Below are 25,894 nucleotides of genomic sequence, written 5' to 3'. Positions count from 1 at the left end.
GTGAAACGCCGTAGCGCCGATGGTAGTGTGGGGTCTCCCCATGTGAGAGTAGGGAACTGCCAGGCATCAATCAAGTGAAGAGGCCATCCGCAAGGATGGCCTCTTTGCGTTTCTGCACCTGCTTCCTTTCCATAAACAAATCACCTATCCCCCCATATATACGGTAAACTATCCCGGTTTTTGCATCAGGATAGCGTCTATGAATCACTCCCTTAAGCCCTGGAATACCTTTGGTATTCAACGGAATGCTAATCAAATTGTACGTGCCGACAGTACTCAGCAGTTGCTGAATGCATGGCAAAACGCAACAGAAAACGGTGAACCCGTACTTATTCTGGGCGAAGGAAGTAATGTCCTGTTTCTCGATGATTTTGCGGGGACGGTAATCGTCAATCGCATCATGGGGATTGAGCGTAAAGAGAGCGCTGACAGCTGGCATTTACACGTGGGTGCTGGCGAGAACTGGCATCATCTGGTGCAATATACCCTTGAAAAAGGGATGCCCGGACTGGAAAACCTGGCCCTGATCCCGGGCTGTGCAGGATCATCTCCTATTCAAAATATCGGTGCCTACGGCATCGAACTGAAACACGTCTGCGAATATGTCGACTGCATTGAACTCGCGACCGGAACGGCGAAGCGCCTGACCGCAGAGCAGTGCCGCTTTGGCTATCGCGACAGCATTTTCAAGCACGACTATCAGGATCGTTTCGTCATTGTGGCCGTTGGTCTGCGCCTGGCGAAAGCCTGGAAACCCGTTCTGACATACGGCGATCTGACCCGTCTTGACCCGGCAACCGTCACACCGCGTGAGGTATTTGATTCCGTTTGCCATATGCGAATGACCAAGCTCCCGGACCCGAAAGTTAACGGAAATGCGGGCAGTTTCTTCAAAAACCCGGTGATCAGCAGCGAAAATGCAAAAGCGTTTCTCGCCGGCTGGCCAACGGCCCCGCATTATCCTCAGGCGGATGGCAGCGTGAAGCTGGCCGCAGGCTGGCTTATCGATCAGTGTGAATTGAAAGGTACTACTCTTGGTGGCGCTGCTGTTCATCGTCAGCAGGCGCTGGTACTGATCAACCAGTCCAACGCGACAAGTGAGGATGTCGTCAACCTGGCGCATCATGTTCGCCAGCGCGTGGGCGAAAAATTCAATGTCTGGCTGGAGCCTGAAGTTCGCTTTATTGGCCGAACGGGCGAAGTGAATGCCGTGGAGACCATTGCGTGAAGGACAATACTATTCCGTTAACTCTCATCGGTATCCTTGCTGATGGCGAGTTTCATTCTGGCGAGCAACTGGGCGAACAGCTGGGCATGAGCCGTGCTGCGATCAATAAGCATATTCAAACGCTCCGCGACTGGGGCGTGGATGTGTTTACGGTGCCGGGAAAAGGCTACAGCCTGCCGGAACCGATCCAGTTACTGAATGAAGAGATTATCCGCAGCCAGATTGGGCACGGTAACGTCGCGGTATTGCCGGTCATTGATTCGACGAACCAGTATCTGCTGGATCGCCTGAGCGAGCTGAAATCCGGTGATGCCTGCGTTGCCGAGTACCAACAGGCAGGACGTGGCCGCCGGGGGCGTAAGTGGTTCTCACCATTTGGCGCCAACCTCTACCTTTCCATGTACTGGCGGCTTGAACAGGGGCCAGCTGCGGCCATCGGGCTGAGCCTGGTCATCGGCATTGTGATGGCAGAGGTGCTGCACGATCTGGGTGCCGATCAGGTGCGGGTAAAATGGCCCAACGATCTGTATCTCAACGATCGAAAGCTGGCGGGCATCCTGGTCGAACTGACGGGAAAAACAGGCGATGCCGCACAGATCGTCATTGGGGCGGGACTGAACATGGTGATGCGAAACGTGCAGAACGATGTCGTGAACCAGGCCTGGACCAACTTGCAGGAAGCGGGGATCACCATCGATCGCAATACGCTTGCCGTCCGCATGATCAATGAGTTGCGTAGTTCGCTTACGCTCTTTGAACAAGAGGGGTTAGCGCCATTCCTGTCCCGCTGGGAAAAACTGGATAACTTTATTAACCGACCGGTGAAGCTGCTGATTGGGGATAAAGAGATTTACGGCACATCACGCGGCATTGACGCGCAGGGCGCGTTGCTTCTTGAACAGGATGGCGTGATTAAGCCCTGGGTGGGCGGTGAAATTTCGTTACGAAGTGCGGAGTAACCCTCTCCCCACAGGGGAGAGGGTGTAGCAGGTCATCACTGCGGATACGGCACCCAATCCCCGGCATTCAGTCGGACATAAGGCTTATTCTGATACTGGATCACCACCGCATTGGCGTTTTCCGATACCTCCGCCGTCTGCGGCAGCCCGCTGGTGAGCTGATCCCAGTTCACGCTATCTTCCACAAACAGCTTACCGTCTACAGCGCGAGCAACCAGTTCCGAGATAGCCAGATAGCTGCTTGGCTGGGTGATTTCAATGGGCGCTCCCTGATGCGGCGCCTTCATGCCAAAGAACTTAATCCCGGCCGGAACGTTAGTGATGGACGGGCTTGGGATATCGCGCAGACCAGACACCTGCATCCTGTCGCCTTTCAGCGCCCCTCCGTGTTCTGGTACCACCACCACCATCACTTTGCGACCTGATTTTTCCAGCTCGTTGAAGAACGCGTTCAGCTCGTCAAAGAACTTCTGAGCACGGGCCTTATAATCGGCCGTTTTACTCACGCCGGGATAATGGTTCCCGTCGTGCAGCGGCAGCGTGTTATAGAACGTCGCACTACGTGTCCCTTCCTCTTTGCCGACGGTATCTAACCAGCGCTGAAGCACGGCGGTATCGTCATACACCGGCGAGCCATCAAAGCCCAGCAACGTTACCGGCAGCCCTTTCTGGTCCATCAGCGGGGCCTGCATGCCACCCTGTTCACGCACTTCTTTCAGGAAGTTACCGAACTGACCGTTATGGCCCATCATCAGGTGCTGGGTAAAGCCCAGTTTTGCGAGGTTATCAAACAGATAACACTGGTTAGCTGCCGGCTGGTAGAGGTTCTTATGCGAAGGCTGTCCGCAGCTGGCGCGCAGCAGGCGGATAGCCGCCGGGCCGCTGTACGACGTGGCCGAGTTGAAGTCCTTAAACTGAATATCGAAATGCGACCACAGCGGGTGCGACATCAAACCAGCCGCGTCAACGTCAGCCCAGGACAGAGAACAGATGTTAATGACCAGCAGCTCAAACGGCTGAGCATCGGCAGGCAGCGCGTCCGGGAATTTCGTCTGACGCTTATCTTCCGCAGCGTAAAAACTGGAGAGCCACGCGTTCAGGTTAGTGGATGTCGGCGGTGCAGTCTGCGCAGGAATATCCCCAACCACAGGCGTATCCCCTGCTGTCGCAACGGTCGCGGCGGCGGAACCGCCCGTGGTGGTCACGGTTGTCGTCGGCTGACCGGCTGGCCACAGCGAGAAGCTCGGGCCCGTCAGCGTCAGGACGTTAAGCCAGATCATAATCGCGACGACAAACACCGTCACCCGGATCCACTGAGACAGGAACAGCCAGGCGACCAGCAGGACAAATACCGCGCCAATCATCTGCCAGTTAATAAAGCGCTCAACCAGATCGAGCATATAGTCCGCACTGAAACCTGCGACCTGGGAGCCTTGGCTCATGATGCTTTCAGGGCCGGGCAGCCAGGTATCATGCCAGAACAGGGCGAAACCGATGGGGATAGCGACCCAGTGACGTATACGGTGCAGCCTGAGGTTCGGGATTGGCATCAGCAGGAATGCCATAAACACCAGGTTAAGCAGAGGGTGGAAATTAAGATAGCCTGCCCACAGCAGACCAAACTTCACCAGAAAGTAGAAATTCCAGCCGGACAGGCCGCGCCAGTATTGCCAGAGTGGCGAGGGCGCCGAAGAGGTATAGGTAGAATTAGTCATGTTTTCGGTTTGCCTTGACGTTCGGAGCGCGAGTCAGTGTTCCGGCGGGTTTAATATAGCGAGGTTTGACGAACAGTAATCTGATCGTATCGCGAATACGGCGCAGGGAATGGCGTGCATAGTAGCCAAGCGGCAAAAAAATCAGCGCGCACAGAACAACCAGTTGGATGATATCGCTGATATTCATAATGGCGCGCTCTCCTTGTTCTCATCCAGTAAGCGTAGCGGCTCGGGTACCCGTCGCCAGACATGCCCGTCATGTTTCGCGTTCAGAACCGGTTTGGCGCCGCTTGTGACAGGCAACGGTTTGGCCCACTTTTCAGGTGGCAGGGCACGCATCTGGACAAGCTCAGCCGCGATCAGGTTATCTTCAAACCAGACCATACGGTTCGAGAAGATATCCGCGGTAGGAAGCGGGAAGATATGGTTAAGTGCAGTATCCAGATCGTTCACCCGGCAGAAGGAGAGGAACAGCACCAGGCGGTTATCGCCAATGGTCATGATGTCCCCGATACGGTTAGGGCGGCACAGAGTGAGCGCCTGCTCAACGCGAATACCCGGCACGGGGCGCAGGGCAACCATCACCCCTTTTCCGTCTGCCGGTAACAGCGTATTGCTCATCATGTTGCCCACCGCATCGCAGAAGGTGTCCCATTTCTGGTAGCCGCGCAGTTTCATCGGCTGCGTCATTGAAAGCAGGGTGCTGATATCTTCCGGAACATGTCGATTAAACTGCTGGCCCTGGATGCTTTCGATCAGCGTCAGACAGCGCGACAGGGGAGCATTCCACGGAATGACCATATTCGCGCCGCAGCCCAGTAATAAGCGCTCATCGGTGGCGCGCAGGCTGGTATTATTTTCACGCACTACAATTTTTAACGCGCTGCCGCGCTGGCGACGTAATGTGTGAATGTGCCTTGCCAGCGTTTCGATTTGGTTATTCTGGATCAACGAGAAGATAATAGTCGCCGCCTGCGTGGTGCGCGCCTCATCAAATAAGGCTTCATTGGTATCGAACAGTGACCAGTGCTCAGACAGTGCAGGCGCACCTTCCAGTACCGCAATATGGCTCAGAACACGTTTTTCATCACTGCGTGGCTGAACTACCGTCTCTTCCTGTTGAGCAAGATGCCACTCATCCCCGACTTGTTTGAGTGTAAGTTGTTGTCGGGAGCTCACCCCTTTTTCATTGCACCAGAAAGCCACGTCGTAAAGATGGCTGTCGGTCTGGACACGAATACTGGCCAGGCCATAGAGAGAACGGTATTCACTCATTAAAAGTGAAAAAAGCTTGTCATTATTACTGCCTGGGTTAACAACCAATAAGGTGCAATTTTGATTTTTTGCCCATCTGTTGATTCTTCCCAGCCATTTCAGCAGCTTTTCAGACGGTATATTTTGCAGGCCATCATTAGAGCATTTTAGAATCAGTAAATAGTGCTCAGGAACAATAGAACACTGAATATCGCGGGGTAAAAAGTATAGACTGTCAGCCTCCGCAGGCATGGAAAATAATCGTACTGTCTGGGGCCCACGGTCACTGTCGAGCCTGATGATTGACTTCGGCTCTTCGCCCATCGTAATGACGGCCACGCGGGAATCCTTCCCCTGCGCCGCTATCGTCTGGTTTACCAGACTGATGGCATCTTCATTACGATCCGTATTAACCCACCAGACTCCTCCGACTGGCATGTGGCGCAATTCGTCCCATAATGACTGGATGCCAATAGAAAATATGGAGTCCACGGTGTCCCTCTTTTCGTCGAATTTCTATGTCTCTCAGTTTACTAGCGAAAGCGTAGAAATAAACCTAACATTGAAATTAAAGAACATCAGATTTAGCATGTAAATGAAATTTAATGGCAGGACGCCTCGCTGCATCTGAATCTTATGATTTTACTCAAAGGGATGAAAAAAGAATGCAAAATAACGAACCCGCAACCCCAGTCGACTCAAGTCTGGGTTACACATTCCAGAACGATTTTTTGGCACTCACGCAGGCTTTTTCTTTGCCTGAAATAGATTACACCGATATTTCCCAGCGTGAACAGTTGGCGGCGGCTATTAAACGTTGGCCGTTATTAGCTGAGTTTGCCCAACAACAATAAGGAAGCCATTGATGGCTGTACTAGGATTACAGGGCGTCCGTGGTGGGGTGGGTACAACTTCCGTTACCGCGGCGCTGGCGTGGTCATTGCAGGTATTAGGTGAATCGGTACTGGTCATTGATGCCTGTTCCGATAATTTGCTGCGCATGTCATTCAATGTCGACTTTACGCATGCAAACGGCTGGGGACGCGCGCTTCTGGACGATAAAGACTGGCGGGATGCGGGTTTGCGTTATACCTCCCAGCTCGATTTGCTTCCCTTTGGTCAATTGACCGAAACCGAGCGCGGGAATGAAGCCGCGTACCAGCGCCTGTTCTCTCGCTTCATCACCGCATTGCAGAGCCTGAAAGAGAGCGGGCACTATCAGTGGATCCTGCTGGACCTGCCGCACGGTGCCGCGTCGCTGACCCGCCAGCTGCTGGCGCAGTGCGACCATGTGCTCTCCATCGCGAACGTAGATGCGAATTGTCATATCCGTCTGCATCAGCAGCCGATGCCTGCCAATGCCCATATTCTGATCAACGATCTGCGCATTGGCAGCCAGATCCAGGACGATCTCTACCAGGTCTGGCTCCAGAGTCAGCGCCGCCTGTTGCCGATGGTGATCCATCGTGACGAAGCGATGGCGGAGTGCCTCGCGTCCAAACAACCTCTCGGGGAGTACCGTAGCGATTCACTGGCGGCGGAAGAGATCCTGACGCTGGCCAACTGGTGTCTGCTGCACTTTGCTAAACGGCCGGAGCCTGCCGGGAGTTCAGTATGAGCCGCCTGACTAACTGGCTGCTCATTCCGCCGGTCAGTTCGCGCTTAAGTGAACGCTACCGCCATTACCGTCATCACGGCGCCTCGTCGCTGAGCGCTGCGCTGGGCTGTTTGTGGATGATTCTGGCGTGGATGTTCATCCCCCTCGAACATCCCCGCTGGCAACGCATTCGTGCGCGCCACGGTGAACTCTATCCGCATATCAACCCTGACAAGCCGCGTCCGCTGGATCCCGCGCGCTACGCTATTCAGTCCATCTGGCTACTAACGACCTCAACGGGCGCGGAGAAAAAAACGTCCCGCTGGCGCAGCTTCGATCGTGTGCAGAACCTGCGTGAACACTACCACCAGTGGCTTGACCGGCTACCTGACCGGGTGGGCGACAAAACGGGTCATTTAGATAACCACAAAGAGCTCGGGCACCTACACCCGGGCTTGCGGCGTTTTATTCTCGGCGTGGTTGTTGTGTTCTCGCTGATTCTTGCGCTGGTCTGTATTACCCAGCCCTTCAACCCGCTGGCGCAGTTCACCTTCCTGATCCTGCTGTGGGGCGTGGCGCTGCTGGTGCGGCGCATACCAGGGCGTTTTTCTGCCCTGATGCTGATTGTGCTATCGCTGACCGTTTCCTGCCGCTACATCTGGTGGCGATATACCTCAACGCTGAACTGGGACGATCCGGTCAGCCTGGTGTGCGGCTTAGTGCTGCTGTTTGCTGAGACTTACGCCTGGATCGTGCTGGTGCTGGGTTACTTCCAGGTTATCTGGCCGCTGAATCGACAGCCGGTGCCGCTGCCAAAAGACACGACCCAGTGGCCTACGGTTGACCTCTTCGTGCCGACCTACAACGAAGATCTGTCGGTGGTAAAAAACACCATTTACGCCGCGCTGGGTATCGACTGGCCGAAGGATAAAATCAAAATCTGGATCCTCGATGACGGTGGCCGTGCCGAGTTCCGCCAGTTCGCGGACGAAGTGGGGGTAGAGTACATCGCCCGTACCACGCATGAACACGCGAAAGCCGGTAACATCAACAATGCGCTGAAATATGCCAAAGGGGAGTTCGTCTCTATTTTCGACTGCGACCACGTGCCAACGCGCTCGTTCCTGCAAATGACCATGGGCTGGTTCCTGAAGGAGAAAGAGCTGGCGATGATGCAGACGCCGCACCACTTCTTCTCGCCGGACCCGTTTGAACGTAACCTCGGCCGTTTTCGTAAAACCCCGAACGAGGGCACGCTGTTCTATGGACTCGTGCAGGACGGGAACGACATGTGGGACGCAACGTTCTTCTGCGGCTCCTGTGCGGTGATCCGCCGGAAACCGCTGGATGAAATTGGCGGGATCGCCGTCGAGACGGTCACGGAAGATGCGCACACCTCGCTGCGTCTGCACCGTCTTGGCTATACCTCCGCCTACATGCGTATTCCTCAGGCGGCGGGGCTGGCTACGGAATCCCTGTCGGCGCACATCGGCCAGCGTATTCGCTGGGCCCGCGGCATGGTGCAAATTTTCAGGCTCGATAACCCGCTGATGGGTAAAGGGCTGAAGCTGGCGCAACGGCTGTGCTACGTCAACGCCATGTTCCACTTCCTGTCCGGTATTCCACGGCTTATCTTCCTCACTGCGCCGCTGGCGTTCCTGCTTCTTCACGCTTACATCATCTATGCGCCTGCGCTGATGATTGCCCTGTTCGTTCTGCCGCACATGATCCACGCCAGCCTGACGAACTCGAAGATTCAGGGGAAATATCGCCACTCCTTCTGGAGTGAAATTTACGAAACGGTGCTGGCCTGGTACATCGCGCCGCCAACCATGGTGGCGCTGATTAACCCGCATAAAGGGAAATTCAACGTCACCGCGAAGGGCGGGCTGGTGGAAGAGGAGTATGTCGACTGGGTGATCTCCCGGCCCTATATCTTCCTGGTGCTGCTGAATATTGTGGGCGTGATTGTTGGGATCTGGCGCTACTTCTACGGCCCGGAAAACGAAATTCTGACGGTCTTCGTGAGTATGGCGTGGGTGTTTTATAACCTGATTATCCTCGGTGGCGCGGTGGCGGTATCGGTGGAGAGCAAACAGGTTCGCCGCGCGCATCGCGTCGAAATCAGCATGCCAGCGGCCATTGCCCGCGACGATGGACATCTCTTCTCCTGTACCGTACATGACTTTTCGGATGGCGGTCTGGGTATCAAGATCAACGGTCAGGCGAAGGTGCTGGAGGGGCAGAAGGTCAACCTACTGCTTAAGCGCGGCCAGCAGGAGTATGTCTTCCCGACGCAGGTGGTGCGTGTGAGAGGAAATGAAGTGGGTCTGCAACTGATGCCGCTGACCAAAAAGCAACACATTGATTTTGTGCAGTGTACGTTTGCCCGCGCGGATACGTGGGCTCTCTGGCAGGACAGCTTCCCTGAGGATAAGCCTCTGGAAAGCCTGCTGGATATTCTTAAGCTGGGGTTCCGTGGCTATCGTCACCTTGCAGAATTTGCCCCGTCGTCGGTGAAATTAATTTTCCGGTCACTTACTTCACTGGTTTCCTGGGTCGTGTCGTTCATTCCGCGTCGACCTGAGCGAGATGAAGCGAAGCAGGCGGACCCGGTTATGGCTCAACAATGATGATAACGCGATGAAAACAAAACTTTCCTGGTTATGTGCAGTGGCAATGGGGATGAGTGCGCTCCCTGCAACAGTGGCTAACGCAGCGCCTGATAACGCAGCGGCCACGCCCGCGCCAACGGTGCCTGTCGTCGCGCAAGCGACCGATCCGGTTGTGACGGCCGCGCCGGGGCAGACGGAAAACGTCGTCCCGAATCAGCCGACGACGGGGAATACGCTGCCCGCCGACAACCCGGTGGTTGGGCAGGTCATGCCTGGCGTGCCGGGAGCCAGTGCGCCGGTGGTTGCCGAAAATACGCCGTCGCGTGACGTTAAGCTGACGTTTGCCCAGATCGCGCCTCCTCCGGGCAGCATGGTTCTGCGCGGCATCAACCCAAATGGCGGTATCGAATTCGGTATGCGCAGCGATGAAGTCGTGTCGAAAGCGATGCTCAACCTGGAATACACCCCATCGCCGTCGCTGCTGCCGGTGCAGTCCCAGCTTAAGGTCTATCTGAATGACGAGCTGATGGACGTCCTGCCCGTCACCAAAGAGCAACTGGGTAAGAAAACCCTGGCTCAGGTGCCGATTAATCCGCTGTTTATCACCGACTTTAACCGCGTACGTCTGGAGTTTGTCGGCCACTACCGCGATGTCTGTGAAAACCCGGCCAGCAGCACCCTGTGGCTGGATGTCGGGCGTAACTCTTCGCTTCAGATGACCTATCAGCCGCTGGCGTTGAAAAACGATCTCTCCGCCTTCCCGGTGCCGTTCTTCGACCCGCGTGATAACCGTCCGCTGAACCTGCCGATGGTCTTTGCCGGCTCTCCCGATGTGACCGAACAGCTGGCGGCCTCTATCGTGGCATCCTGGTTTGGTTCCCGCTCCGGCTGGCGTGGTCAAAGTTTCCCGGTCATGTACGACAAAATGCCGGACAAAAACGCGATCGTGTTTGCCACCAACGCCAAACGTCCAGCTTTCCTGCGTGACCATCCGGAGGTGAAAGCGCCCACCATCGAGATGATCAGCCATCCGGACAATCCGTACGTGAAGCTGTTGGTGATCTTCGGCCGTGATGACAAAGATCTGGTGCAGGCGGCGAAAGGCATTGCGCAGGGGAATATCCTGTTCCGCGGTAACAGCGTTGTGGTGGACGAGGTGAAACCGCTGCTGGCACGTAAGCCTTATGATGCGCCGAACTGGGTACGTACCGACCGGGCCATCACCTTTGGCGAACTGAAAACCTATGAAGAGCAATTGCAGTCAACCGGGCTTGAACCTTCTCCTGTCAGCCTGTCGCTGAACCTGCCGCCGGATCTCTATCTGCTGCGCACCAACGGCATTGATATCAATCTGAACTACCGTTACACCGCGCCGGCGACCAAAGACAGCTCGCGCATGGATATCAGCCTCAACAATCAGTTCCTGCAATCGTTCAGCCTGACCAGCAGCCAGGAGACAAACCGGTTGATGCTTCGTCTGCCTGTATTACAGGGGCTGCTGGATGGCAAAACCGATGTGTCGATCCCGGCGCTGAAGCTCGGTGCGGTGAACCAGCTGCGGTTTAACTTCCAGTATATGAACCCCATGCCGGGTGGATCGGTGGAAAACTGTATTACCTTCCAGCCGGTGCAAAACCACGTGGTGATTGGCGATGATTCCACGATCGACTTCTCGAAGTATTACCACTTTATTGCGATGCCGGATCTGCGTGCCTTTGCTAACGCCAGCTTCCCGTTCAGCCGCATGGCAGACCTCTCTGAATCGATTGTCGTGATGCCAAAAGCGGCCAACGAAGGCCAGGTTACCACGCTGCTGGACACCATGGGCACCGTCGGGGCGCAAACCGGCTTGCCGGCGATCAACGTGACGGTGACGGATGACGGGAGCCAGATCCAGAACAAAGATGCCGATATCATGGTCATCGGCAACATTCCGGACAAGCTGAAAGACGAGAAGCGCGTCGATCTGCTGGTGCAGGCGGCTCAGTCGTGGGTTAACACGCCGCTGCGTCAGACCGAGTTCCCGAGCATCATGCCGGACAGCGGCGATCGTCAGGCCAATATCAGGACGACCGTAAGCTCAACGGGTCCGATGGCCGCGATTGTCGGCTTCCAGTCGCCGTATAACGACCAGCGCAGCGTTATCGCCCTGCTGGCGGACAGCCCGCGCGGGTATGAGCTACTCAACACGGCCATGAACGACAGCGGTAAACGGGCGGCAATGTTCGGTTCCGTCTCGGTGATCCGTGAGTCGGGGGTAAACAGCCTGCGCGTGGGGGATGTCTACTACGTCGGTCATCTGCCGTGGTTCGAACGCCTGTGGTACGCCCTGTCTAACCACCCGGTGCTGCTGGCCGTGCTGGCTGCGCTCAGCGTTGTACTGCTGGCGTGGGTACTGTGGCGTCTGCTGCGAATCATCAGCCGTCGTCGTCTTAACCCGGACCATGAGTAAGCGGTGATGAAAATCTTTCGCGGGTGTGTAGTCGCAGCGTTGATGCTGGCGGCGGCGAATCTTCACGCCGCCTGTCGCTGGCCTGCCTGGGAGACGTTCAAGCAGGATTATATGAGCGAAAGTGGACGCGTCATTGATCCCAGTGACGCGCGCAAAATCACCACCTCCGAAGGGCAAAGCTACGGACTGTTCTTTGCCCTCGCGGTAAACGATCGCAAGGCGTTCGATCTGCTGCTGGCATGGACGCGCGATAACCTTGCCGAGGGAGATTTAACCCAACATCTCCCGGCCTGGCTGTGGGGGAAAAAGGACGACGAAACCTGGGCGGTTATCGACCCTAACTCCGCGTCTGATGCCGATATCTGGATTGCCTGGTCGCTGCTGGAAGCCGGGCGGCTGTGGAAAAATCCCGATTACACGCGCACGGGTAAGGCGCTGTTGACGCGCATTGCCAGTGAGGAAGTGGTGAAGGTGCCGGGGCTGGGTTCTATGCTGCTGCCGGGTAAAGTCGGTTTTGCCGAAGAGAGTGTCTGGCGCTTCAACCCCAGCTACCTGCCGCCGCAGCTTGCGAGCTATTTCACCCGTTTTGGCGCGCCGTGGACGACGCTCCGTGAAACCAACCTGCGTCTGCTGCTGGAGACCGCGCCTAAAGGATTTTCCCCGAACTGGGTGAAATACCAGAAAAAGGGCGGCTGGCAGCTGTCGCAGGATGCATCCCTGATCGGCAGCTACGATGCGATTCGCGTCTATCTGTGGGTAGGGATGATGAACGATAACGATCCGCAGAAAGCCCGGCTACTGGCGCGTTTCAAGCCCATGGCGACCACCACAATCAAACAAGGCTTGCCGCCGGAGAAAGTGGACGTCGTGACCGGGAAACGCACCGGAGATGGGCCGGTAGGGTTTTCTGCCTCCCTCCTTCCGTTTTTACAAAACCGGGACGCGCAAGCGGTGCAACGCCAGCACGTCGCCGATCGTTTTCCCGATAACAATGCTTATTACAGCTACGTTCTGACCCTCTTTGGACAAGGGTGGGATCAGCATCGTTTTCGTTTCACCGTGCAAGGTGAATTACTACCGGACTGGGGCCAGGAATGCGCACGTTCACACTGAATCTACTCACCTTATCGCTTGGCCTGGCGCTAATGCCCCTGGCCCAGGCCGCCAACTCCCCGCAGCAGAGACAGCTGCTGGAACAGGTCCGTCTGGGGGAATCCACCCAGCGTGAGGATTTAGTGCGCCAGTCGCTCTATCGCCTTGAGCTGATCGACCCCAACAACCCGGACGTGATTGCCGCGCGCTTCCGCTACCTGTTACGACAGGGCGATACGGCGGGCGCGCAAAAAGAGCTGGATCGCCTGAAAGGAATGGCGCCCGATTCCAGTGCCTATCAGTCCTCCCGTACTACCATGCTGCTCTCCACGCCGGATGGTCGCCAGGCCCTCCAGCAGGCTCGCCTGCTTGCCACCACCGGGCACACCCAGGAAGCCATTGCCGCGTATGACAAACTGTTTGACGGTAAGCCGCCCAGTGGCGACATCGCGACGGAGTACTGGAACGTGGTGGCGAAAGAGCCAGCCCGCCGCAACCTGGCCATTAATCAGCTTAAGAAAATAAACGCCAGCAGTCCGGGCAACGTCCCGCTACAGTCCTCGCTGGCACAGCTTTTGTTCCAGAGCGGACGGCGTGATGAAGGGTTTGCGGTGTTACAGGAGATGGCCAAATCGAACAATGGCCGCAGTCAGGCGTCGGACATGTGGTACCAGCAGATCAAAGATCAGCCGGCCAGCAGCGCCAGCGTTACCGCGCTGCAACAATACCTGAGCGTGTTCAGCGATGGCGATAACGTGACGGCGGCGCGCGCCCAGCTTGAAGCGCAGCAAAAACAGCTTGCCGATCCGGCGTTCCGCGCCAAAGCCGAAGGGTTAGCCGCAGTGGATGCCGGGCAGGGCAGTAAAGCGGTAACGGAGTTGCAAAAAGCAGTCAGCGCCAACCACGCCGACAGTGAAGCCGTAGGCGCGCTGGGGCAGGCCTATTCTCAGAAAGGCGATCGCGCGCGTGCGGTTGCGCAGTTTGAAAAGGCGATCGCCCTCGATCCGCAGAGCGATAACCGGGGCAAATGGGACAGCCTGCTGAAGGTCAACCGATACTGGCTGCTGATCCAGCAGGGGGATAACGCCCTGAAAGCCAACAATACGGCCCAGGCCGAACGCTATTACCAGCAGGCGCGCAATATCGACAATACCGACAGCTACGCGGTTCTGGGCCTCGGTGATGCGGCGGCGGCGCGCAAAGATAACGACGCGGCCGAGCGCTATTACCGCCAGGCGTTGCGGATGGACAGCGGCAACAGCAACGCGGTACGCGGTCTCGCCAATATTTATCGCGCGCAGTCTCCGGAGAAGGCGACGCAGTTTATTCAGTCGCTCTCTGCCAGTCAGCGCAGCAGCATTGATGATATTGAACGTAGCCTGACGAACGAGCAGTTGTCAGCCCAGGCCGAACAGCTGGAAAGCGAGGGGAAATATGCGCAGGCCGCAGAAATTCAGCGCCGACGCCTTGCGCTTTCCCCGGGCGACGTGTGGATCACCTACCGACTGTCACGCGATCTGTATAGCGCGGGTCAACGCAGCCAGGCGGATAACCTGATGCGTCAGCTGGCAAGCCAGAAACCGGGCGATCCGGATCAGGTTTACGCCAGCGGGCTGTACCTGTCCGGTAACGATCAGGACCGGGCGGCGCTGGCGCATCTGAACACGCTGCCGCGCGACAAGTGGAACGGCAACATTCAGGCGCTGGCGGACCGCCTGCAAAGTAACCAGGTGCTGGAAACCGCCAACCGCCTGCGCGACAGTGGAAAAGAGCAGGAGGCGGAAACGTTGCTTCGCCAGCAGCCTCCGTCCACCCGTATCGACCTGACGCTGGCGGACTGGGCTGAACAGCGTGGCGATCATGAGGCCGCGAAAACCGCCTACAACACCGTCCTGCAACGCGAACCGCAGAACGAAGACGCGATCCTCGGCCTGACCGAGGTCTATCTTGCCCAGGACAACAAGGACGCGGCGCGCGCGGCGCTGGCGAAACTGCCCGCGGCACAGAACGGCGAACCGCTCTCCATCAATATGCAGCGCCGGCTTGCCATGGCGCAGGCTGGCCTGGGTGATCATGCCGCGGCAGAAAAGACCTTCAACGCCATTCTTCCGCAGGCCAAATCGCAGCCGCCTTCGATGGAAAGTGCGCTGGTGATGCGCGATGCCGCCCGTTTCCAGGCACAAAATGGTCAGCCTCAGCAGGCGCTGGACACCTGGAAAGATGCGATGGTCTCATCGGGCATCACAACGACCCGTCCGACCGATAACGACAGCTTTACGCGGCTCACGCGTAACGATGAGAAAGATGACTGGCTGAAGCGCGGCGTGCGCAGCGATGCAGGCGATCTTTATCGTCAGCAGGATCTGAACGTCACGCTGCAACACGACTACTGGGGGTCCAGCGGCACGGGAGGCTATTCCGACCTGAAAGCGCACACCACCATGCTCCAGGTTGATGCGCCGCTGTCGGACGGACGTATGTTCTTCCGTAGCGATCTGGTCAATATGAACGCCGGTTCCTTTGCCACCGATAACGGAACCTACGATCCGACATGGGGTACCTGCGCCGAAACGCCATGTCGCGGTAGCACAAACCAGTCGGCCAACGGCGCCAGCGTGGCCGTCGGCTGGCAGAACAAAACCTGGGCGTGGGATATCGGTACAACGCCGATGGGCTTCGACGTGGTCGATGTGGTGGGCAGCCTGAGCTATAGCAACGATTTAGGGCCGATTGGCTACACCCTGAACGCCCATCGCCGTCCGATTTCCAGCTCGGTGCTGGCCTTCGCCGGGCAAAAAGATCCCAATACCGACACCACCTGGGGCGGCGTGCGTGCCACCGGTGGCGGCGTGAGCATGAGCTACGACAAAGGCGAAGCTAACGGGATCTGGTCAAGCCTGAGTGCCGACAGCCTCACCGGGAAGAATGTCGAAGATAACTGGCGCGTCCGCTGGATGACCGGCTATTACTACAAGCTCATCAATCAGAACAACGAACGCCTGACGGTGGGCGTGTCCAACATGCTCTGGCATTACGATAAGGATTTAAGTGGCTATTCGCTGGGCCAGGGCGGTTACTACAGTCCCCAGGAGTATGTGTCGTTCGCCTTACCGGTGAACTGGCGTAAACGCACAGAGAACTGGTCATGGGAGCTGGGCGGCTCCGTCTCCTGGTCTCATTCAAAAACAAAAGATGTGATGCGTTATCCGTTACAGGGGCTGATCCCGGACAATGAGCCAGGCCGTTATACCGATAAAGGTGTGATGGAAACCGGAAGTAGCTCGTCAGGGACGGGTTATACCGCAAGGGCGATTGTTGAACGCCGCGTGACGTCCAACTGGTTTGTCGGTCTGGGCGTCGATATTCAGGAAGCAAAAGACTATACCCCGAGCCATGCGCTGCTCTACGTTCGGTATTCTGCCGCGGGCTGGCAGGGTGATATGGACTTACCACCGGAACCGCTGGTGCCTTATGCAGACTGGTGATCGGATTTTTTCTTAATCTAATTGTAAGTCTCTCTTAAAAGTGCAGCTATCGGGTATACTCGGGCGCACCAGGTTTACACCCTGGTGCGCCCTGCGCTTCGAGTTTTGTGGAGAGTCATTTTGCGTGTCAGCCGTTCCTTAACGATCAAACAGATGGCGATGGTGTCTGCCGTCACAATGCTGTTTGTCTTCATCTTCTGCGTCATTTTGCTGTTTCACTCCGTACAGCAGAATCGCTATAACACGGCTTCGCAACTGGAAAGTATTGCTCGCTCGGTGCGGGAACCCCTGTCAGCCTCGATCCTGAAAGGGGATATCCCCGAGGCGGAATCCATCCTGAAGCGCATTCAGCCCGCCGGTATCGTGAGCCGCGCGGATGTCGTGCTGCCGAACCAGTTCCAGGCGCTGCGGATGAGTTTTATCCCGGAGCGTCCCGTCCCGATGATGGTGATGCGCCTGTTTGAACTGCCGGTGCAAATTTCCCTGCCTCTCTATTCCCTGGAAAGACCGGCTAACCCGCAGCCGCTGGCCTACCTGGTGCTACAGGCCGACTCGTACCGCATGTATAAATTCGTCATGAGTTGGGTTGCTACGTTAGTGACTACTTACTTACTTTTGACACTAATGCTGAGCGTGGCGCTGACGTGGTGTATCAACCGGTTAATTGTGCATCCGTTGCGCCGCATAGCCCGGGAGCTGAACGACCTCTCTCCACAGGAGCACATGGGGCATCAGCTTCCCTTGCCGCGCCTGCATCACGACGATGAAATTGGCATGCTGGTCCGGAGTTACAATATCAACCAGCAGCGTGTCCTGCGTCAGCAGGAAGAGCTCAGTAGCAACGCCACCCGTTTTCCGGTATCCGATCTGCCAAACAAAGCGTTTTTAATGGCCTTACTGGAGCAGACCGTCGCCCGCCAGCAGACCACCGCGCTGATGGTGATTGCCTGCGAAACCTTGCAGGACACGGCGGGCGTGCTGAAAGAGAGCCAGCGCGAGATGCTGTTGCTGACGCTGGTGGAAAAGGTGAAATCCGTTCTGGCGCCGCGCATGGTGCTCACCCAGGTCAGCGGTTATGACCTGGTGGTGATCGCGCACGGTGTTAAAGAGCCGTGGCACGCCATTACGCTAGGTCAGCAAGTACTCACTGTCATTAATGAGCGGCTGCCCATTCAGGGTATCCAGCTTCGCCCGAGCGCCAGCATCGGTATTGCGATGTACTACGGGGGGCTGACCGCCGAGCAGCTTTATCGTCGGGCCTTCTCGGCCGCGTTCACCGCGCGCCGGAAAGGCAAAAACCAGATCCAGTTCTTTGATCCGGAGCAGATGGAAAAAGCCCAGCAGCGCCTGACGGAAGAGAGCGACATTCTGACGGCGATGGACAATCGCCAGTTTGCGCTCTGGCTACAGCCGCAGGTCAATTTGCGCACGGGTGAAGTGACCAGCGCCGAAGCGTTGCTGCGTATGCAACAGCCGGACGGCACGTGGGAGCTGCCTGAGGGGATGATCGAACGTATCGAGTCCTGCGGCCTGATGGTCACCGTCGGCTACTGGGTGCTGGAAGAGTCCTGCCGCCAGCTTGCGGCCTGGCAACAACGGGGCATCACGCTGCCGCTGTCGGTGAATCTCTCTGCGCTACAGCTGATGCACCCGACCATGGTGCCGGAGATGCTCGAGTTGATCCACCGCTACCGCATTCAGCCCCACACGTTGATCCTGGAAGTCACCGAGAGCCGTTGTATCGACAATCCTGACGATGCTGTCGCCATTCTGAAACCGCTGCGTAATGCCGGGATCCGCATTGCGCTGGACGATTTTGGTATGGGGTATTCCGGCCTGCGTCAGCTCCAGCACATGAAAACGTTGCCGGTGGACGTCCTGAAAATCGACAAAACCTTTGTGGAAGGGCTGCCGGAGGATTGCAGCCTGGTACAGGCCATTATTCAGATGGCGCACAGCCTGAATCTGCACGTAATTGCCGAGGGTATTGAAACCGACGCCCAGCGTGAGTGGCTGGCTGCGGCGGGCGTGGAGAGCGGACAGGGCTTCCTGTTTGACCGCGCCGTACCGACGGATCTCTTTGAGAAACGCTATCTCGCTGACGCTGGCAATAACGCAAAAGTGTAATTTTGTTGCTGGCTTGTGCGAGCCAGCTCAAAGTTCTTAACATTTGTGTTTCAAATTTGAACCCCGTTTATTTCTGTCCTGTTATGTGGGTGTTATTTTAAAGCCGCAGGTTAACCATAACCTTACAAAGCCTGTAGTTTTTCTTTCCAGGGACACCCTATGAAAACCTCACTCTTCAAAAGTCTTTACTTCCAGGTCCTGACAGCCATCGCCATCGGTATTCTGCTCGGTCACTACTATCCGGAGCTGGGCGCGCAGATGAAACCGCTTGGCGACGCGTTCGTTAAGCTCATCAAAATGATCATCGCGCCGGTCATTTTCTGTACCGTGGTGACCGGTATCGCTGGCATGGAAAGCATGAAGGCGGTCGGGCGTACGGGGGCGGTTGCCCTGCTGTACTTCGAGATTGTCAGTACCATCGCGCTGATTATCGGTCTGATAATTGTCAACGTGGTACAGCCTGGCGCGGGCATGAACGTCGACCCGGCCACGCTGGATGCGAAAGCGGTGGCGGTTTACGCTGAACAGGCGAAAGATCAGGGGATTGTTGCCTTCCTGCTGGACGTGATCCCGAGCAGCGTGATTGGCGCGTTCGCCAGCGGAAACATCCTCCAGGTGCTGCTGTTTGCCGTGCTTTTTGGCTTTGCCCTGCACCGTCTTGGCAGCAAAGGCCAGCTGATTTTTAACGTCATTGAAAGCTTCTCGCAGGTGATCTTCGGCATCATCAACATGATCATGCGTCTGGCCCCGATTGGCGCCTTTGGCGCGATGGCCTTCACCATCGGGAAATATGGCGTCGGCACGCTGGTACAGCTTGGCCAGCTGATCGTCTGTTTCTACATCACCTGTATTCTGTTTGTGGTGGTGGTGCTCGGCTCCATCGCCCGTGCGACCGGCTTCAGCATCTTCAAATTTATCCGTTACATTCGTGAAGAGCTGCTGATTGTCCTCGGCACATCCTCTTCGGAGTCCGCGCTGCCGCGTATGCTCGATAAAATGGAAAAGCTGGGCTGCCGTAAGTCAGTGGTGGGGCTGGTTATTCCTACGGGCTACTCCTTTAACCTGGACGGCACCTCGATATACCTGACGATGGCGGCGGTCTTTATTGCCCAGGCCACTAACAGCCACATGGATATCTTCCATCAGATTACGCTGCTGGTGGTGCTTCTGCTCTCTTCAAAAGGGGCGGCGGGCGTAACGGGCAGCGGATTTATCGTGCTGGCGGCCACCATTTCGGCGGTGGGCCATCTGCCGGTGGCGGGCCTGGCCCTGATCCTCGGTATTGACCGCTTTATGTCTGAAGCCCGTGCGTTAACCAACCTGGTCGGCAATGGCGTGGCGACGATTGTGGTGGCGAAGTGGGTGAAAGAGCTGGATCACAAGAAGCTTAACGATACGCTGAATAACCGCACATCTGAGGACAAAACCCCCGGTTTATCCTCTTAATCCCTCATAAATGCCCGTATTCCCTTGTGGGGATGCGGGTACCTGCGCATAATAACCGTTCATACCTGTCATAATTCGACAAGATTTTTTTTGGGTATATTTCACTTCCGCCCGTGACGTTTAGCCGAACACGCTGTCTAATCGGAAGGTTTTCATCGTCATCTTTGAGTGCTCACGTCGCGAGACACTCTCTTTAACCAGGAATGTTGATCAGGGGTTCACATGCAGGGCACAAAAATTCGACTCTTAACCGGCGGTTTGCTGATGATGGCAGCAGCCAGTTATGTGCAGGCAGATGCGCTCCAGCCAGACCCGGCCTGGCAACAGGGAACACTGGCGAATGGTTTCCAGTGGCAGGTATTATCCACTCCGCAACGTCCGAGCGATCGCATTGAAATCCGTCTTTCTGTGAATACCGGCTCCCTCACTGAAAGCACCCAGCAGACCGGCTTAAGCCACTTTATTCCTCGACTGGCGCTCACCCAGAGCGGCAGTTTGCAGGCGGTTCAGGTGCGTTCTTTATGGCAACAGGCCATCGATCCGAAACGCCCGCTGCCCCCGGCTGTGGTCTCCTATGACTACACCATGTTTAACCTGAGCCTGCCCAACAACCGTAACGATCTGCTTAAAGAAGCGCTGACCTATCTTTCGGATGCCACCGGCAAACTGGCGATTACGCCTGAGACCGTTAACTATGCGTTGAGCAACAGCGACATGGTGGCGACCTGGCCGACGGATACCAAAGAAGGCTGGTGGCGCTACCGCCTGAAAGGGTCAACGCTGCTTGGCCACGACCCGGCAGAGCCGCTGAAACAGCCGGTTGATGCCGCGCAGGTGAAATCTTTCTACCAGCAGTGGTACACCCCGGATGCCATGACCCTGATTGTGGTGGGCAACGTGGACAGCCGTGCGGTGATAGAACAGATCAACAAAGCATTTGGCGATCTGAAAGGGAAGCGTGAAACGCCCGCCCCTGTTCCTACCTTGTCCCCGCTGCGTCCTGAGACGGTCAGCATCATGACGGATACCGTGCGTCAGGATCGTCTTTCAATGATGTGGGATACGGCCTGGCAGCCGATCCGCGAGTCTTCTGCGCTGTTGCGTTACTGGCGTGCGGATCTCGCGCGTGAAGCGCTGTTCTGGCACGTTCAGCAGACGCTCAGCAAGAACAACGTGAAAGATATTGGCCTGGGCTTTGACTGCCGAGTGCTGTTCCAGCGCGCCCAGTGCGCCATTAACGTGGAATCGCCGGGCGATAAGCTGAATGCCAATCTCGGCGTGGTGGCGAAAGAGCTGGCTAAAGTGCGGAAAGAGGGCCTGTCTGAAGAGGAGTTTAACGCGCTGGTGGCGCAGAAATCCCTCGAATTGCAGAAACTGTTCGCCACCTATGCCCGCGCCGATACCGATATCTTAATCAGCCAGCGCATTCGCTCCTTGCAGAATCAGGTGGTGGATATCGCGCCGGAGCAGTATCAGAAACTGCGTCAGGACTTCCTGAACGGTCTGACCGTGGAGATGCTGAATCAGGATCTGCGTCAGCAGCTGTCGCAGGATATGGCGTTGATTCTGTTGCAGCCGAAAGGTGAGCCGGAATATGACATGAAAGAGTTGAAGGCCACCTGGAGCGCCATCATGGCGACGCCGCCGCAGCCAGCGCAAACGGCAGCCGATGATTTACACCAGGATGCGAGCGATATTCCGCAGGGCCAGTAAGCTCTGCGTTCCCTCAGCCCTGAGGGAGAGGGTTAGGGTGCGGGCATCAGCCCGCACAGTCCTTAAGCAGGCATCGCCTCGCGCGGAATAATCGCTCCGCGATACTGAATCACCGTGCTGGCCGTCAAGTGACCGCGCTGCGCCGCCGCTTCCGGCGTTCCCCCCGTCAGACGTACCGCCAGATACCCCGCGCTGAAAGAATCTCCCGCCGCCGTGGTATCGATTACCTTCTCTTTCGCCAGCTTCACCGCCGGCACCTCTGTCACGGCTTCACCTGCAACCGCCACCAGGCAAGACTCCGCCCCGCGCTTGATCACCACTTCGCTGACCCCGGCAGCCTGCGTCCGGGCAATGACCTCATCAACCGGTTTTTCGCCCCACAGAGCATCTTCATCATCCAGCGTCAGGAAGGCGATATCGGTGCATTCGAGCATCTGCTGGTAGACCTGCTGCGTCTCTTCGCGGCTGGCCCACAAACGCGGACGGTAGTTGTTATCGAAAATCACCTTACCGCCATTGGCCCGGCATTCGCGCAGCAGTGACAGCAGCTTTTCACGGCTCTCCTGGCTCAGGATCGCCAGGCTGATCCCGCTCAGGTAGAGATAATCGAAGGTCGCCAGTTCTTCGCAAATGGCAGCGGCGGCCTCGCTTTCCAGCCAGAATTTGGCGGCCGCTTCATTACGCCAGTAATAGAAGGTGCGCTCGCCGGTGCTGTCGGTTTCGATGTAGTACAAACCCGGCAGGCGGTTTTCCATTCGCTGGATCAGCGAGGTCCCAACGTTTTCACCCTGCCAGGCTTCCAGCATCTGCTGGCTGAAGCTGTCCGTTCCCAGCGCGGTAACGTAGCTCACGCTCAGCGCGTCGGGGGCGACCTGACGGGCAATGTAAACGGAGGTGTTCAATGTATCGCCACCAAAACCGCGGCTGACTTCCGCGCCTTTCTGGGACAGCTCAATCATGCATTCGCCAATCACGGCAATTTTTTTAGACATAGTCGTGAACCTGAACAAAGTAATTAAGGGTAGTGTGCGCTGTGTGTTTTTTATGGTCAACTATATTAAAACGACGTTCCATTATTTTTTTTGAGCCAGCGCGTATTCCGGCATATTTCTGTCATCTTAATTTCATTTTCCCGGTGAATTGAACATAAAGTTCTCACCTGGCGGGCCGATAACTCAGTGACGAGTCCAGAAAGGCTATCCCATACAACAGGACATCCGAAATGAAGTCAGAGCAGGTTATCCAGCGGCTGAGCACTACGCCTGAGGCAAGTATTGAGAACTTGCAGGAGCATCGCTACTGGCTGCAATGTGAGCGAGCGTACACCTATCAGCCCATCTACCGTACCGACGGTCGATTAATGGCGATTGAGGTGTTAACGGTCGTCACTCATCCATCGAATCCTTCACAGCGTATTGCACCGGACCGCTATTTTGCGGAGGTTGCCGTGCGTCAGCGTATCGACGTGCTGGAAGAGCAGCTGAGAATGCTGGCGACGAAGCAGGCGTTCTTCGAGCAGCACGGTATTCTGGCGTCGGTGAACGTGGATGGCCCAACCCTGATGGCGTTACGTCAGAACGCGACATTGCAGGCGCTGATTGCCACCTTGCCGTGGATGCGCTTCGAGCTGGTGGAACATGTTCAGCTGCCACAGGACTCCTCGTTTGCCTCGATGTGTGAGTTTGGCCCGCTGTGGCTGGATGATTTCGGTACCGGTATGGCCAACTTCTCCGCCCTGAGCGAAGTGCGTTATGACTACATCAAAGTGGCCCGCGATCTGTTTATCATGCTGCGCCAGACGCCGGAGGGACGGAACCTGTTTACGATGCTCCTGCAACTGATGAACCGCTATTGCCAGGGCGTCATTGTGGAAGGCGTAGAGACGCTGGAGGAGTGGCGCGACGTGCAAAATTCCCCGGCAGCGGCGGCACAGGGTTATTTCCTCTCTCGTCCTGTCCCCATGGATACCCTGGAAAAGGTGATAACCACCCTCTGATCTGCCCGCTTCCCTTTGTCTGAACTATAGTTTTAGAGGCAAGTTCATCAGGAAAGGGGACAACAATGACAAAAACAACCAGGGTGATTTCCTGGACAGCAGGGATTTTCTTGTTGCTGATCGTGGTCTTAATCATCATTATCGCCACGTTTGACTGGAACCGGCTCAAACCGACCATCAACCAGAAAGTCTCAACCGAGCTAAACCGCCCCTTCGCAATACGTGGCGATTTGGGTGTCGTGTGGGAGCGCCAGAAAGAGGAAACCGGCTGGCGAAGCTGGGTGCCATGGCCGCACGTTCACGCCGACGACATCATTCTCGGCAACCCGCCGGACATCCCCCAAGTGACCATGATCCACCTGCCGCGCGTGGAAGCCACGCTGGCGCCGTTAGCCCTGTTAACCAAAACGGTGTATCTGCCGTGGATCAAACTTCAGCAGCCCGACGCGCGGCTAATTCGCCTGTCAGAGAAAAACAACAACTGGACGTTCGATCTCGCCAGCAGCGGCGATAAAGATCAGAATGCGCAGCCCTCTTCGTGGTCTTTCCGCCTCGACAATATTCTGTTCGATCGGGGGAGGATCGCCATTGACGATAAGGTGAGTAAGGCTGACGTGGAGATCCTCGTCGATCCGCTGGGTAAGCCTCTGCCGTTTAGCGAAGTGACGGGCAGTAAAGCCAAAGGCGATGACAGCAAAGCGGGCGATTACGTCTTCGGCCTGACGGCGAAAGGGCGCTACAACGGCCAGCCGCTGACCGGTAAAGGCAAAATCGGCGGCATGCTGGCGCTCAGGAGTGAGGGTACGCCGTTCCCGGTGCAGGCGGATTTCCGCTCGGGCAACACCCGCGTGGCGTTCGTGGGCACGGTTAACGACCCGATGAACATGGGCGGCGTCGACCTCCAGCTTAAGTTTGCCGGGGATTCGCTGGGTGAACTGTACGATTTGACCGGCGTACTGCTGCCAGATACCCCGCCGTTTGAAACGGACGGGCGCCTGGTTGCCAAAATCAACACCGAAAAATCGTCCGTCTTTGACTACCGGAATTTTAACGGGCGCATCGGCGACAGCGATATCCACGGCACGCTGACCTACACCACCGGTAAACCGCGCCCGAAACTGGAGGGGGACGTTGAATCCCGCCAGCTGCGTCTGGCCGATCTTGGTCCGCTGATTGGCGTAGATTCGGGCAAAGGCACGAAGTCTAAAGAGGTTAAAAAGGACGTTCAGCCTGCGGGTAAAGTGCTGCCCTATGACCGCTTCGAAACCGACAAATGGGACATGATGGATGCGGATGTGCGCTTCAAAGGACGTAAAATTGAGCATGGCAGCACGCTGCCGCTGAGCAACCTCTCGACCCATATCATCCTGAAAAACGCCGACCTGCGCCTGCAACCGCTGAAGTTTGGCATGGCCGGGGGAACCATCTCATCGAATATCCACCTGGAGGGGGATAAAAAGCCAATGCAGGGAAGGGCGGAGATCCAGGCGCGTCGGCTGAAGCTGAAAGAGCTGATGCCGGACGTGGAGCTGATGCAGAAAACCCTCGGTGAGATGAACGGCGACGCGGATATTCGCGGCACGGGTAACTCGGTAGCGGCGCTGCTGGGTAGCGGAAACGGCAACCTGAAGCTGCTGATGAACGACGGGCTGGTGAGCCGTAACCTGATGGAGATCCTGGGGCTGAACGTCGGGAACTTTATCATCGGGCAAATCTTCGGTGACGACGAAGTACGCGTTAACTGCGCGGCGGCAAATCTGGATCTGGTCAACGGCGTGGCGCGTCCGCAGATCTTCGCTTTCGACACGGAAAACGCGGTTATCAACGTCACCGGTACCGCCAGCATGGCGTCCGAGCAGCTGGATTTAACCATCGATCCGGAAAGTAAAGGCATTCGTATCATCACCCTGCGCTCGCCGCTGTACGTTCGCGGGACCTTCAAAGATCCTCAGGCGGGCGTGAAGGCCGGGCCGTTGATTGCGCGTGGTGCGGTCGCCGCCGCGCTCGCTACGCTGGTCACCCCTGCGGCGGCGCTGCTGGCGTTGATTTCGCCGTCAGAAGGCGAAGCGAATCAGTGTCGGACGATTTTGTCGCAGATGAAGAAGTAGTCCCGTTTCTCCCTCTCCCTGTGGGGAGAGGGGGCTCCAGTAATTTGAAAGCAAAAGCTATAACGTTGCCTCAGAATAACTGAGGGCTTTCAGCGATGCCTCGGTCC

At 56.7% G+C, this 25,894-nt stretch carries 17 protein-coding genes; 13 read left to right on the top strand and 4 right to left on the bottom strand.

Features of this window, described 5'->3' with window-relative positions; translation table 11 throughout:
• Window positions 1–199 precede the first annotated feature (199 nt).
• Window positions 200–1,228, top strand: a complete 1,029-nt coding sequence (gene murB / locus ACOTYH_RS21745; RefSeq protein WP_126766574.1) for a UDP-N-acetylmuramate dehydrogenase — start codon at window positions 200–202, stop codon at window positions 1,226–1,228.
• Complete coding sequence (gene birA / locus ACOTYH_RS21740) at window positions 1,225–2,187, top strand: bifunctional biotin--[acetyl-CoA-carboxylase] ligase/biotin operon repressor BirA (protein ID WP_003861169.1); 963 nt, start codon at window positions 1,225–1,227, stop codon at window positions 2,185–2,187. The genes murB and birA overlap by 4 nt, the downstream gene beginning before the upstream one ends.
• A gap of 35 nt (window positions 2,188–2,222) precedes the next feature.
• Here birA and bcsG read toward each other — a convergent pair whose 3' ends face one another.
• The 3 genes from bcsG to bcsE are packed head-to-tail and all read right to left on the bottom strand — an operon-like array spanning window position 2,223 to window position 5,648.
• Window positions 2,223–3,902 carry a cellulose biosynthesis protein BcsG gene (gene bcsG, locus ACOTYH_RS21735; protein WP_032672219.1) on the bottom strand — a complete coding sequence of 560 codons (1,680 nt, stop codon included), beginning with the start codon at window positions 3,900–3,902 and terminating at the stop codon, window positions 2,223–2,225.
• Window positions 3,895–4,089 (bottom strand): cellulose biosynthesis protein BcsF, encoded by a 195-nt coding sequence (gene bcsF / locus ACOTYH_RS21730; RefSeq protein ID WP_017384193.1) that lies wholly within the window; start codon window positions 4,087–4,089, stop codon window positions 3,895–3,897. Before bcsF ends, bcsG begins: the two co-directional genes overlap by 8 nt.
• On the bottom strand, window positions 4,086–5,648 hold the full coding sequence (gene bcsE / locus ACOTYH_RS21725; RefSeq protein ID WP_032669013.1) for a cellulose biosynthesis c-di-GMP-binding protein BcsE: 1,563 nt from the start codon (window positions 5,646–5,648) through the stop codon (window positions 4,086–4,088). The genes bcsF and bcsE overlap by 4 nt, the downstream gene beginning before the upstream one ends.
• A gap of 173 nt (window positions 5,649–5,821) precedes the next feature.
• Here bcsE and bcsR point away from each other — a divergent pair, with 173 nt between their 5' ends.
• From bcsR to ACOTYH_RS21680, 9 genes are all read left to right on the top strand, one after another.
• On the top strand, window positions 5,822–6,010 hold the full coding sequence (bcsR, locus tag ACOTYH_RS21720; RefSeq protein ID WP_003861175.1) for a cellulose biosynthesis protein BcsR: 189 nt from the start codon (window positions 5,822–5,824) through the stop codon (window positions 6,008–6,010).
• Between the two features lie 11 nt (window positions 6,011–6,021).
• A complete protein-coding gene (gene bcsQ / locus ACOTYH_RS21715) occupies window positions 6,022–6,774 on the top strand; it encodes a cellulose biosynthesis protein BcsQ (protein ID WP_003861177.1) in 753 nt (250 codons plus the stop codon).
• Window positions 6,771–9,386 carry a UDP-forming cellulose synthase catalytic subunit gene (gene bcsA / locus ACOTYH_RS21710; protein ID WP_023295581.1) on the top strand — a complete coding sequence of 872 codons (2,616 nt, stop codon included), beginning with the start codon at window positions 6,771–6,773 and terminating at the stop codon, window positions 9,384–9,386. Before bcsQ ends, bcsA begins: the two co-directional genes overlap by 4 nt.
• 10 nt (window positions 9,387–9,396) lie before the next feature.
• Window positions 9,397–11,820 (top strand): cellulose biosynthesis cyclic di-GMP-binding regulatory protein BcsB, encoded by a 2,424-nt coding sequence (gene bcsB / locus ACOTYH_RS21705; protein ID WP_071591748.1) that lies wholly within the window; start codon window positions 9,397–9,399, stop codon window positions 11,818–11,820.
• Window positions 11,821–11,826: 6 nt separating this feature from the next.
• Entirely contained in the window at window positions 11,827–12,933 is a 1,107-nt protein-coding gene (bcsZ, locus tag ACOTYH_RS21700) for a cellulose synthase complex periplasmic endoglucanase BcsZ (RefSeq protein ID WP_421637893.1), read from the top strand.
• A complete protein-coding gene (bcsC, locus tag ACOTYH_RS21695; protein ID WP_421637892.1) occupies window positions 12,915–16,397 on the top strand; it encodes a cellulose synthase complex outer membrane protein BcsC in 3,483 nt (1,160 codons plus the stop codon). The genes bcsZ and bcsC overlap by 19 nt, the downstream gene beginning before the upstream one ends.
• A gap of 120 nt (window positions 16,398–16,517) precedes the next feature.
• Window positions 16,518–18,524, top strand: coding sequence for a biofilm formation regulator HmsP (gene hmsP, locus ACOTYH_RS21690; RefSeq protein ID WP_421637891.1), 2,007 nt, complete (start codon window positions 16,518–16,520; stop codon window positions 18,522–18,524).
• Between the two features lie 159 nt (window positions 18,525–18,683).
• Entirely contained in the window at window positions 18,684–19,970 is a 1,287-nt protein-coding gene (gene dctA, locus ACOTYH_RS21685; protein ID WP_015571524.1) for a C4-dicarboxylate transporter DctC, read from the top strand.
• Window positions 19,971–20,192: 222 nt separating this feature from the next.
• Window positions 20,193–21,683, top strand: a complete 1,491-nt coding sequence (locus ACOTYH_RS21680) for a M16 family metallopeptidase (protein WP_023295577.1) — start codon at window positions 20,193–20,195, stop codon at window positions 21,681–21,683.
• Window positions 21,684–21,745: 62 nt separating this feature from the next.
• Here the strand turns inward: ACOTYH_RS21680 and ACOTYH_RS21675 are convergent, their stop codons facing one another.
• Window positions 21,746–22,675 (bottom strand): sugar kinase, encoded by a 930-nt coding sequence (locus tag ACOTYH_RS21675; protein WP_017384186.1) that lies wholly within the window; start codon window positions 22,673–22,675, stop codon window positions 21,746–21,748.
• Window positions 22,676–22,905: 230 nt separating this feature from the next.
• Here ACOTYH_RS21675 and pdeH point away from each other — a divergent pair, with 230 nt between their 5' ends.
• Together pdeH and ACOTYH_RS21665 are read left to right on the top strand one after the other, a co-directional pair.
• Complete coding sequence (gene pdeH / locus ACOTYH_RS21670; RefSeq protein ID WP_015571521.1) at window positions 22,906–23,679, top strand: cyclic-guanylate-specific phosphodiesterase; 774 nt, start codon at window positions 22,906–22,908, stop codon at window positions 23,677–23,679.
• A gap of 65 nt (window positions 23,680–23,744) precedes the next feature.
• Window positions 23,745–25,787: an AsmA family protein gene (locus ACOTYH_RS21665; protein WP_421637890.1), complete on the top strand. Its 2,043-nt coding sequence runs from the start codon at window positions 23,745–23,747 to the stop codon at window positions 25,785–25,787.
• The last annotated feature ends 107 nt before the right edge of the window (window positions 25,788–25,894 follow it).

This window comes from Enterobacter cloacae complex sp. SHL001 (assembly GCF_049236825.1).
In the GTDB taxonomy this organism is placed as follows: domain Bacteria; phylum Pseudomonadota; class Gammaproteobacteria; order Enterobacterales; family Enterobacteriaceae; genus Enterobacter; species Enterobacter hormaechei_C.
The sequence above is the reverse complement of the archived record's forward strand: the minus strand, read 5'-3'. Positions and strand labels throughout refer to the sequence as shown.

What these genes read in the sequence shown, in the direction of transcription:
- murB (WP_126766574.1), top strand. Translation starts at nt 200, where the DNA reads ATGAATCACTCCCTTAAGCCCTGGAATACCTTTGGTATTCAACGGAAT.
- bcsG (WP_032672219.1), bottom strand. Translation starts at nt 3,902, where the DNA reads ATGACTAATTCTACCTATACCTCTTCGGCGCCCTCGCCACTCTGGCAA.
- bcsF (WP_017384193.1), bottom strand. Translation starts at nt 4,089, where the DNA reads ATGAATATCAGCGATATCATCCAACTGGTTGTTCTGTGCGCGCTGATT.
- bcsR (WP_003861175.1), top strand. Translation starts at nt 5,822, where the DNA reads ATGCAAAATAACGAACCCGCAACCCCAGTCGACTCAAGTCTGGGTTAC.
- bcsQ (WP_003861177.1), top strand. Translation starts at nt 6,022, where the DNA reads ATGGCTGTACTAGGATTACAGGGCGTCCGTGGTGGGGTGGGTACAACT.
- bcsA (WP_023295581.1), top strand. Translation starts at nt 6,771, where the DNA reads ATGAGCCGCCTGACTAACTGGCTGCTCATTCCGCCGGTCAGTTCGCGC.
- bcsB (WP_071591748.1), top strand. Translation starts at nt 9,397, where the DNA reads ATGAAAACAAAACTTTCCTGGTTATGTGCAGTGGCAATGGGGATGAGT.
- bcsZ (WP_421637893.1), top strand. Translation starts at nt 11,827, where the DNA reads ATGAAAATCTTTCGCGGGTGTGTAGTCGCAGCGTTGATGCTGGCGGCG.
- bcsC (WP_421637892.1), top strand. Translation starts at nt 12,915, where the DNA reads ATGCGCACGTTCACACTGAATCTACTCACCTTATCGCTTGGCCTGGCG.
- dctA (WP_015571524.1), top strand. Translation starts at nt 18,684, where the DNA reads ATGAAAACCTCACTCTTCAAAAGTCTTTACTTCCAGGTCCTGACAGCC.
- ACOTYH_RS21680 (WP_023295577.1), top strand. Translation starts at nt 20,193, where the DNA reads ATGCAGGGCACAAAAATTCGACTCTTAACCGGCGGTTTGCTGATGATG.
- ACOTYH_RS21675 (WP_017384186.1), bottom strand. Translation starts at nt 22,675, where the DNA reads ATGTCTAAAAAAATTGCCGTGATTGGCGAATGCATGATTGAGCTGTCC.
- pdeH (WP_015571521.1), top strand. Translation starts at nt 22,906, where the DNA reads ATGAAGTCAGAGCAGGTTATCCAGCGGCTGAGCACTACGCCTGAGGCA.
- ACOTYH_RS21665 (WP_421637890.1), top strand. Translation starts at nt 23,745, where the DNA reads ATGACAAAAACAACCAGGGTGATTTCCTGGACAGCAGGGATTTTCTTG.